The organism is Moorena sp. SIO3I8 (assembly GCF_010692325.1).
Lineage (GTDB): Bacteria > Cyanobacteriota > Cyanobacteriia > Cyanobacteriales > Coleofasciculaceae > Moorena.
Genome location: NZ_JAAHHW010000359.1, coordinates 1 through 1,554, shown reverse-complemented (window position 1 = coordinate 1,554; position 1,554 = coordinate 1). Strand labels below are relative to the sequence as shown.

Here is a 1,554-nt window from a genome sequence, read left to right as displayed (position 1 = left end):
TGAGATAAGTTGATAGCTGGAGCTTGACACAACAGCTTTTCGGTGAAATGCATTTCTCTACACTGCTGTAATTGGTTTAGTTTGATTTCCAACTCATCTATCCTTTGGATAAGTTTATCAACCACATTAGCTACTGGATCCGGGATGTTACTGTGAGCAAGTGGACTAATCGGTTTGGCGAATTGCCTAACTATTCGTCCCGGAATCACAACGACAGTGCAGTCACTAGGAACAGAGCGTAAAACTACTGAGCCTGCTCCAATACGGCTATTGTTACCAATTTCAATGTCCCCAAGAATTTTTGCTCCTGCTCCGACGATTACATTTTTTCCCACAGTAGGATGACGTTTACCTAGTTGTTTGCCAGTGCCACCTAAAGTAACGCCTTGATAAATTAAGGTTCCATCTCCAACGATGGCGGTTTGCCCAATTACTACACCTGCACCGTGATCAATAAATATGCCCTGACCAAGGGTAGCACCTGGATGAATATCAATTCCTGTTAGCCAACGGACAATGTAGGATACGAAGCGAGACAGCCAAAATAAACGGTGGCGATATAAGATATGAGCAAAGCGATGAACCGTAACTGCCTGTAAGCCTGGATAGCAAGTTAACACCTCAAGCCAAGAGCATGCAGCAGGATCTTTCTCAAACACAGCCTCAAAATCTGCTCGAATAGAATCCCACAAGCCTAATGTAGATGAAGCTGTGGTTTGGCCATGTTTCTCCAAAGCTTCAAGAGAATGCTTCATTTCTGATTTTTGTTTCATTTTGAGTCAAAATAATATAGCAGTTAGCAGTGAGCTATCAGGCATCGGCTTTTTTGCTTTTCCTTGTCCTGTGTGTCGTTCAGGGTTTTCAGGAGTACCTGATTAAATTGCCAACTGCTATAATAAATATCGGGTCAATTTGTGAGGATTCGATATTTTGAAGCAGTAGAATGATTTGATTGATGAACTCTACTTACTTCTATGCCACTCAGTTATTCACTCAATTATTCACTCAATTTACAGCTGCCATCTGCTTAGTCATGGCTAATTTGTAGTTATTCTTCCAAAATGTATCCCAATTATGTTTGGCTTTCTGATAGCCAGCGGTTAAATCATCTACGGTAGATGGGTCGGCATCAACTATCTCATTAATGGCATCTCTGACCTTTTGACGATGGATAATATCAGCTTCACCAACATGAAAGTTCCAAAAATCCCAATCAATGGTGTGTTTGTTTTCTTGGATATATGGGTTTTTGACAAGATATTTGTACATAGTAGACAGATAAACTTGGCAAAGGCACTCTCCACCCATACCACATAATCCAATAACATAGGTGGTAGGCTTGTTTAATGTTAGTTGCTTTATTTCATCCAGCAAACTCTTATTTTCTTCGCTAAGACAGTTTTCAAATAAATCTTGATTTATACCAATACTTAACAGATAGTTATCCCATAGTTGGAGATGATTATTCTCATGATCTCCTTCACCTAACTCTTCTGCTAGTATCTCAGCCGTTAAGCTTTTAAATTTTCCATAAGGAGCTTTGGAAATTAGAAT

Annotated in this window: 2 protein-coding genes; both read right to left on the bottom strand. The window is 39.7% G+C overall.

Annotated features, from left to right (window positions below):
• The coding region (gene cysE, locus F6K51_RS36985) for a serine O-acetyltransferase (RefSeq protein WP_293031085.1) at nucleotides 1-692 on the bottom strand (692 nt) is incomplete at its 3' end.
• Between the two features lie 313 nt (nucleotides 693-1,005).
• The coding region (locus F6K51_RS36980; RefSeq protein ID WP_293031082.1) for an iron-containing redox enzyme family protein at nucleotides 1,006-1,554 on the bottom strand (549 nt) is incomplete at its 5' end.